This is a genomic window from Arsenophonus endosymbiont of Bemisia tabaci Q2 (assembly GCF_902713415.1).
In the GTDB taxonomy this organism is placed as follows: Bacteria; Pseudomonadota; Gammaproteobacteria; order Enterobacterales; family Enterobacteriaceae; genus Arsenophonus.
Window position 1 is genome coordinate 1 of sequence record NZ_CACTIE010000149.1, and the last position, 8,220, is coordinate 8,220.

Genomic DNA, 8,220 nt, shown 5'->3' on the forward strand with positions numbered 1-8,220 from the left:
TAAGTCGCTTAGCTATAGAACCCTTATAATAAGGCTTCTATTTCATATTCATATGAAATATCAGAGTACTGCAACAACAATTGATTTAAATTGCGCGACTCCTCTTCTGGCATACTATCTGAAGTAATCCATAACTGAATCCGCTTATTACATTGCAATGAACGAAGAGTAAGTTTTATACCAAATAAGCAAAACCAAGGTTTTTTAACAATCAGCCATTCACTTTTCTTTCACTGTATCTTATTACCATTAATTAAAGCTAAACTACCTTTACAACGACTTATATTTTTTTGACTCCTTACCCAACTTTCCACAATTAATAAGGTCGCTATCAACCAAGTGACCAGATTATTTGGCGGCAAAGATGAAAAGAAAACTAACAAGCCAATTCCCACATGAACACTCGTTGAAAAAAGCTGTATCAGCCACGAAACATTGATATTAAATTTCCAAAGAACCACATTGTTTATTTCTACTCTGTATCAATTGAATCATATGATAAAGACCATCATCATCAGGACGTCCATGATTCATCAACCAGTTGAACAAATCAGGATCTGCACACTCTAGTAAACGAACAAACAGACATTTCTCATCCTCTGTGAGTGAATCATATTCATATTCAAAAAAAGGCATAATGGCGATGTCCAACTCACGCATTCCTCTCCGACAAGCCCAGTGGATCCTGGGTTTATTATTGACATCCATACGATAAAATAACCTAAAAAACTTTTGTGAATAATTTTTGATTCCATATCAGAATTTAGCGTAGGAAATTCTCATCAATATCGAAATGATTTAAGTAACATTTTTGTAAAAACCACAACTATAGCTGGGCGACTTTAAAATGATTACAAGTAATTACTTTATATCATTAAATTTATATTGGATAAAAAGATATATTTTGTAATCAAAATTAAGACGCTTAGCTATAAATGCAAAAAAGAGCGCTCGGATGCGACACAGATATTTTGTTCGCACTCAATATGGTGTAATCAAAATTAAGTTGCTTAGCTATACATGATCTAAAAGCAGGATGTACCTATGGCACAACTTGGTCACCAAACTTACAGGACTTTACTAGAGTTTGCTTTGTAAATTAATTTGTTATTACCGAATATTGTCGATGAGTTAAAAATAAATATAAGCTAATTCCATAAAAGAATTTGTCGCTAATAGCGAGTGAGTATGAAATAAATAATATCAAACATAAATAATAAACCGATATTTTAATATGTCATTTAGACGACTATATTTAGATCATATCGAAAATGATCTAGTAATCACTTAAATAAGCGAGTTATCTCTTATGATTAAAAATGTAAAGATAAATAACATTAAGTTAATGTGAAAATTTTTTTTAAACATTAACCAACTTTTTATACTAAAAAACCAGCAATAGCTGGTTTTTTAGTATAAAAATGAATTTTAATTATTTTTTAGTCTGGTGGGTCTGGTAGGACGCTTGCAAATCTGCCAGATCAACTCCAATTTTCACTGTTTCATCAAGATAGGGATCTGGTAATTCATAATTTTTAGGTAAATCATCTATCGTTTTTAATGGTGCTTTCCCTTGTCGATCAAAGCGTTCATTAATACGACTTAATTTAATTGTGTCCGCTTCTCGATTTTCCTTTTCACGCTTAACATAATTAAGCGAAATAATATTTTTACTCGCCTTCATAGCGCGATAGCGGGCAATATCTTCCTCAATATATTTAAACTCAGGATTTTTCGCTATGCGTTCCTTGTAATTAGCAATTAAATTAGCAACATATTGGTTAATATTACCGACAACACTATAGCTAGCAGGCATAATGCTATCCCAAGGTAAGGCATTATCTTCAAAATTCTCACCCGTTTCAGCTGGATCGATACCCGTTGGCATAACGATATCCGGTGTAACACCTTTGCGCTGGGTACTACCACCATTGATGCGGTAAAACTTCTGAATGGTATATTGGATAGAGCCTAAAGCCGGCCAATCTCGACGTAAGATATGATCATAGACACGACTTAAAGGATGATATTGCTGAACGGTACCCTTACCAAAAGATGATTCTCCAACAATTAACGCACGACCATAATCCTGCATTGCAGCCGCAAAAATTTCTGACGCTGATGCACTAAAGCGATCAATTAATACCGTAAGTGGGCCTTTATGATAAACGATATCATCATCATGCACATCCTGACGAATTTTACCGTTGTTATCACGTACCTGAACAATTGGACCACTTGGAATAAATAAACCGGATAATGACACTGCTTCGGTTAAAGCACCACCGCCATTGCCACGTAAATCAATGACAAGTGCCGTGACATGACTTTTAGCCATTTTTTGTAATTGTGTTTTAACATCATTAGTTAATCCAACATAAAAACTGGGAATATCAAGTACGCCAACTTTTTTCTTGCCAACATTTTTGATCGTGAGTTTCACCGCCCTATCTTCCAGTCGAATATGCTCACGAATTAATGTCACGCTATGTGGCTTGGCGCGTTTTGAATCTGAAATAACTTCAAGACGTACCTTAACCTTACTACTTTTAGGTCCTTTGATAAGAGCAACAACATCATCTAGTCGCCAGCCAACAACATCTGTGATCGACTTACCCGTTTGGGCTACACCAATAATCTTATCGCCGACCTTTAATAATTTACTTTTTGCTGCCGGACCACCCGCCACTATTGAGTTGATAATAATATAATCTTCATCTTGCCGAAGTACTGCGCCTATTCCCTCCAATGACAAACTCATTTCTGAGTTAAACTGTTCGGTATTACGAGGAGAGAGATAGTTAGTATGCGGATCTATTTCTCTAGCAAAAGCATTCATAATAAACTGAAAAACATCTTCACTTTGCGTTTGCGCAAGCCGTTTTAATGCAAAATTATAGCGTTTTGTTAATATTGGTTTAATTTCGCTGTCATTTTTAGCTGACAACTTAAGATTCAAGCAATCAAACTTAACTTTTGCATCCCACAGCTTATTTAGCTCCTCAACGGTTTTAGCCCAAGGCGCTTTACTTCTATCAACTTCAATGACATCGTTATTAGCAAAATCTAGCGGCACATTAAGCCGCGATAAAGCATATTGAAAACGTTCATAGCGACGCTGTTGAGCTAAATTAAATATTGCATAAAGCTCATTTAGATGACCAGTTTCAAGCTGCTTTCCTACATTGCTTTTCTCACTAGCAAATTTGTCAATATCCGATTGTAAAAAAACATTATGGCTATAATCCAACAGATTTAAATAACGAACAAAAATCTTACTAGAAAAGTTTTCATCCAAATTAAATTGGCGATAGTGAGAACGGGTAAAACTTGAAAGAACTCTTTCGCTAATAATGGCATGCTGGCGTTCCTGTTGAAGCTGAGGAAGCTTCTGAGTTGTTATTAGTGTTGGAGGCGCTACAGTATCTGCGAATGACGTAGCCATTGCAGTTATACCAAACACAAAAGCCAGTTTAATATAATTATTCATGCCGTGATTGGCCTCCGTATCAGAATTTTAAATGCTCAGCGCGTACGATCATTGCCAATCCTGTCGTCAATTGTACCCGAACACCATCCTTAGCTATCTCAAGCACTGACGCATCTACGATACTTTGGCCAACCATAACCTTTAATACTTGACCAACTTTTAATGTAGAAATATCCGTTACAGACTGTAATTTGGCTAGATTGGCCATTTTACTATTATGAGTTTTTTTAGCTTGATTTTTAGAATAAGAATGATGTTTATGTTTTTTATTTATTTCCTTAGTCTTAGTCGTTGAGCGAGAAGACTCACTTTTCTTACTAGAAGTTGCCGATAAGATCTTTTCGCTGTCTACCTTCTGGACTTTCTGTTGAAATTCCCGTTTTCTTACTTTTTGCTCTGTTCGTTGATCCTGAATACGAGCCTTTGCATCCATTAGCTGCTGACGCGCATACTCCACATGTTCTGATTCCAGATCACCGCAATCATTGCCATCCAAATCAACACGTTTAGCACCTTCTTTGACACCATACAGATAACGCCAACTAGAAGTATACATTCGCAAAGCAGATCGCAATTGAGTTTTACTGATACCATCCTCTTGAGTAAGTCTTACCACAATATCCTGAAAGATTCCAATCTTCAGTGGACGAGCCTCACCTTCAGCAATAAAGCATTGAGGAAAACGCTTAGCCAAAAAAGCAATTATTTCTTTACTACTATTATTCAACTTAGGTTGATTTTCCATGAAATTTCCTGATTACAACGGTTTTGCCAACCAACGCAGGCATTAACAGGCGCTATTATAATAGCGTTGCAGACAATTGCCACGCAAACCAACTGTTAAATTACATTAATTTGTGGATATTTTGGTATAACACACGCTTTCAAGTGGTTACAAAGTATTACAACTAAGGCTTCCAGACCATTTTCATCCTCTTCATCAAAACGATCAAAAATAGGACTATCAATATCTAATACGCCAATTAACTGTCCATTGACTGCTAGCGGCAAAACTATCTCTGAACTACTGAGACTATCGCAAGCAATGTGCCCAGTAAAAGAATGAACATTAGCAATACGCTGTATTCTATTTTCCATAAAAGCAGTCCCACAAACACCTTTTCCTTGCGCAATACGTACACATGCGACCTTGCCCTGAAAAGGGCCAAGCACAAGCGTATCATGACTTTTCAGATAAAACCTTAGCCAATTAATATTATCCAATCTTTCAAACAGCAGTGCACTCGTATTTGCAAGCGTGGCAATAAAGTCATATTCACCTGCAATTAAGTTAGTTAAATCACATGAAAGATCATGATAAAAGACTTTTTTCGCATAACATCCTGTTTATCAAATTCTACATATAGTCATCTGGTAAATAAATCACCAATATGGCGATTTTTTATCTCTCTAGGTTAACAATTCGCTATATTAATCGTTATATTTTTTAACTTATTGTAATTTAACTGGCCGGTCAAATCACACAATAAATGAAAATTAATTCAAATTTTAGCTAATTATTAAATATAAAAAAGTTTCAATAAAAAAATTATAAGCATTTTCAGTAATAACATATAAAAAAACCGGCGATAATCATTTTCGGCTATCTTTTTATTCTATAGCTAAGCGTCTTAATTTTGATTACAAAATATATGTTTTCTCCAATATAAATTTACTAATATAGAGTAATTACTTGTAATCATTTTAATGTCGCCCAGCTATATTAACCTAAGCCCTGTTTGTATTTAAATTAGCAATATTGATTCATCGCAATTTATTTGTAATTTAGTCGCTTATAATTTCGTCTAAGGTACAGTTTTTAACATAAAAGTTATTTAAAACTGTTAACTTTCAATAAGTAATAGTAAAAGCCCCGTTTACCACCATCCCAATAATTTTGGAAAAGCGTTCCATTTATACTATTCTAAAAACTTAAAGTATCTATAGCGATTTATTAACATTTTAAATAATTAGTGAGGATCACAGATGAAGAGAGCAAAACTAAAAATTTTCACCTACGCTATTGATGATGCACTCTTGGCTGACGCAGCTGAAAACACTATCAGTATCCCTTGTGAATAATTAGATACTGAATTTTGTATGCAACTTGATGGCTGGAATGAAAATACAAGCATTCCGGCCACACTAGATAATAAACCTGTTCTTGTCTATCGCCAGTATTATGATAAAAAAAGGATCATTGGATTATGAGAACAGTTTAGTCATATCAGTATTAAAAAAGAGACCGAGCTAATTCCAATACTCGGTCTTGGGAAATGGCTTTAGAGAGCCGTGCGCTAAAATTTGTCATAGAGACGTAACAAAATGCAATTTAACACTAGCTGTCAGTTACAAAATTAGCTAGTAACAAAAACATATTTATTATATTAATTTTTTCATAGAAAAAATATTTACTAATAAAATTAAATTTGGTGCCGTTACTTTCCTCAAATTCAATATTCGATATGTTTAATGTTGATAGTCAAAATTAATAATTTTTAAAAATCGGATTCGTTTAAATAAAATTAAAAACAAAACTATTTCGATAAAAATTATAAGACAAACAATAATTTTTAATTAGTTTTTAAAAAGATTTTGCGCGGTTTTGAGTATCCGAGTTATGTCTATTTTCTGCTCTGATAAATCTGCCGGTTTGTGTAATATAGTTGAAAGTGGTGATGCGATAATTTCACTCTTTTTCATCTGCTCTGCCCCTATACTATTAAGAAGATATTGCATTAAGGTACTAGGATTTATAACCAATAATGCGCCATTGGCGCGACACTCAAGCATTACTTCCTCGCGCTTAAAAATCCATTTATCACCAAACTGTTTTTTACTAACCGTTATAATGGGTGGGGATGAAATTACCGGAAAAGAGATTATTACTGTTACTGTTACTGTTACTGTTACTGTTACTGTTACTGTTACTGTTAATAGTAATACCAACCTACTAAACTTTATTTCCTTATAATTCATAATAATGAGATACAATTACTTACAATATCATTCATATTATCAGAAATAATGTTTATAACCGTTTTTTATTTTTTGAATTGTTTAAAACAGATAAAATAAAATGCTAAATGATAGTAGAGAAAATAAATTTCTCACTGGTGCTCAAAGTGGGAAGTTATAAATTAAACATGCACAGCGCTAGAAATTGCTTTCAACTTTTTATCTGATAAAAATAGTGATTTACCATCTTCGCCAACTAACTCAAACTTATCCAAAATTGATTTGAATAACTTTTCTTCTTCATGTTGTTCTGCAACATACCACTGCAAAAAATTAAATGTCGAGTAGTCTTTCATCTCCAATGCCAGATGTACAAGAGCATTAATTTCATGTGTAATATTTTGTTCATGTTAATAGGTTTTTTCAAAACCTTCTTTTACAGAATTAAATTCCGCAGGCGGAGCATCAATTTGACCTAATATCGGCATTTCACCAGTATCGCTAAGATAATTAAATAAACGTTGCATATGCCCCATTCTCTTCCTGAGAATGCGTTTTTAAAAACACCGCTGCTCCTTCAAAACCTTTATAATTACACCATGCACTCATTTGCAGATAGAAATTTGCTGAAAAAAACTCTAAGTTAATCTGTTTATTCAATTTTTTAACTATTTCTTGCTGTACATTGTACACATTTCCTATGTTTTTAAATAAAGTTCAATTTTATTATCTTCAGTTATACCAATGATAAAGGTGTTGTAATTAAAATAAAACTAAAATTAACCATTATTTGATCAAAATAATGCCCTAAAATAGATCACTTTCATTACAATCACTATTAAAATATTATAGAAATAATAAATAGTTACATATTTATTCAAGAAAAACTATGTTTCGTTTACTAAAATTAATGTAGAAATCATATTTAATAGGGTCGAAAATACAGGTATGAGCTACAATCTCGCCGAATTAGCATAAGAGGGGAGGGAAAAACTAAATCTTGATCTTGCCGCTGCAAGTGTGGCATTTAAGGAAAGATACAATATGCCGGTTATTGCCGATAGAGTTGAAGCAGAGCAAGCGGTGCATTTGCGAGAGCATTTTCGTAAGCGGCTTAAGCTATTTCGCAAAATTTCTCATACTCTGGATGAATTACCTTACGATCCACGAAAAGGCTAATATAAAAATAACCATAAATGTTAATATGTTGACAACTTTTTGTTATTAATTTATTAATTTATTAATTTATTAATCGCTAATCGCTTTTAATTTGATAAGTAATGGTTTCATCCTAGCAATTAACAATCACCTGATAGCTAACATCTTTTTTCGTACCCCTAACGCTCAAAAGGATTCTATAACCATGTTTGATTGCTATAATGCTATTCTTATTTATCCATGCAATTACATTCGAACCACCAAGTAACTTTTATCCTTATTCCAGTAAGGCAAGCGAGTTTGAATAAAATCATTCTTCACTTTTGCACCAATTTACTCTGGGTTTAAATTATCACAATTGATGAATTTAGCCGTTTTTCCCTCATTAATTTCAATATCCTGAGGTATTATTGAAAAAGATAATAACGTGGATAATATCATAGCTAGCAACATAAAAAGCATCTTCATCACTTTAATTTACTCCTAAACATTTTCTTATAAAAAGTAAGTATAATTAACGGTATAAAGGCATATCCATCATATCAAGAATATGCAATAACATAAAAAATGTTATAGCTAACCGACTTAATTTTGATGACATTATTTATATGAGC

5 protein-coding genes and 5 pseudogenes are annotated in these 8,220 nt (G+C 33.2%); 2 read left to right on the forward strand and 8 right to left on the reverse strand.

What is annotated here, in order from left to right:
- Nucleotides 1-23: 23 nt before the first annotated feature.
- The 5 genes and pseudogenes from ARSQ2_RS08130 to ARSQ2_RS08150 form a co-directional block, all read right to left on the reverse strand.
- A pseudogene (locus ARSQ2_RS08130) lies at nt 24-461 on the reverse strand (protein YgfX).
- Entirely contained in the window at nt 442-708 is a 267-nt protein-coding gene (gene sdhE, locus ARSQ2_RS08135; protein ID WP_181994981.1) for an FAD assembly factor SdhE, read from the reverse strand. Before sdhE ends, ARSQ2_RS08130 begins: the two are co-directional and overlap by 20 nt.
- 724 nt (nt 709-1,432) lie before the next feature.
- Nucleotides 1,433-3,490: a carboxy terminal-processing peptidase gene (gene prc, locus ARSQ2_RS08140; RefSeq protein WP_181994982.1), complete on the reverse strand. Its 2,058-nt coding sequence runs from the start codon at nt 3,488-3,490 to the stop codon at nt 1,433-1,435.
- Between the two features lie 19 nt (nt 3,491-3,509).
- Complete coding sequence (gene proQ, locus ARSQ2_RS08145; RefSeq protein ID WP_181994983.1) at nt 3,510-4,235, reverse strand: RNA chaperone ProQ; 726 nt, start codon at nt 4,233-4,235, stop codon at nt 3,510-3,512.
- Nucleotides 4,236-4,330: 95 nt separating this feature from the next.
- The gene (locus ARSQ2_RS08150) at nt 4,331-4,777 is read right to left on the reverse strand and encodes a GAF domain-containing protein (protein ID WP_181994985.1); all 447 of its coding nucleotides are present in this window, start codon (nt 4,775-4,777) and stop codon (nt 4,331-4,333) included.
- Between the two features lie 699 nt (nt 4,778-5,476).
- Here ARSQ2_RS08150 and ARSQ2_RS08155 point away from each other — a divergent pair.
- A pseudogene (locus ARSQ2_RS08155) lies at nt 5,477-5,712 on the forward strand (DUF1480 family protein).
- Between the two features lie 355 nt (nt 5,713-6,067).
- Here the strand turns inward: ARSQ2_RS08155 and ARSQ2_RS08160 are convergent.
- Nucleotides 6,068-6,376: a DUF2511 domain-containing protein gene (locus tag ARSQ2_RS08160; protein ID WP_420837758.1), complete on the reverse strand. Its 309-nt coding sequence runs from the start codon at nt 6,374-6,376 to the stop codon at nt 6,068-6,070.
- 254 nt (nt 6,377-6,630) lie between these two features.
- A pseudogene (ftnA, locus tag ARSQ2_RS08165) lies at nt 6,631-7,141 on the reverse strand (non-heme ferritin).
- Nucleotides 7,142-7,396: 255 nt separating this feature from the next.
- Between ftnA and ARSQ2_RS08170 the strand changes: the two are divergent.
- Nucleotides 7,397-7,627, forward strand: a pseudogene (locus ARSQ2_RS08170) (DNA polymerase III subunit theta).
- Between the two features lie 112 nt (nt 7,628-7,739).
- On the opposite strand, the pseudogene ARSQ2_RS14905 reads toward ARSQ2_RS08170, so the two are convergent.
- Nucleotides 7,740-7,865: pseudogene (locus ARSQ2_RS14905) on the reverse strand (YebF family protein); the annotation flags it as partial.
- Nucleotides 7,866-8,220 lie beyond the last annotated feature (355 nt).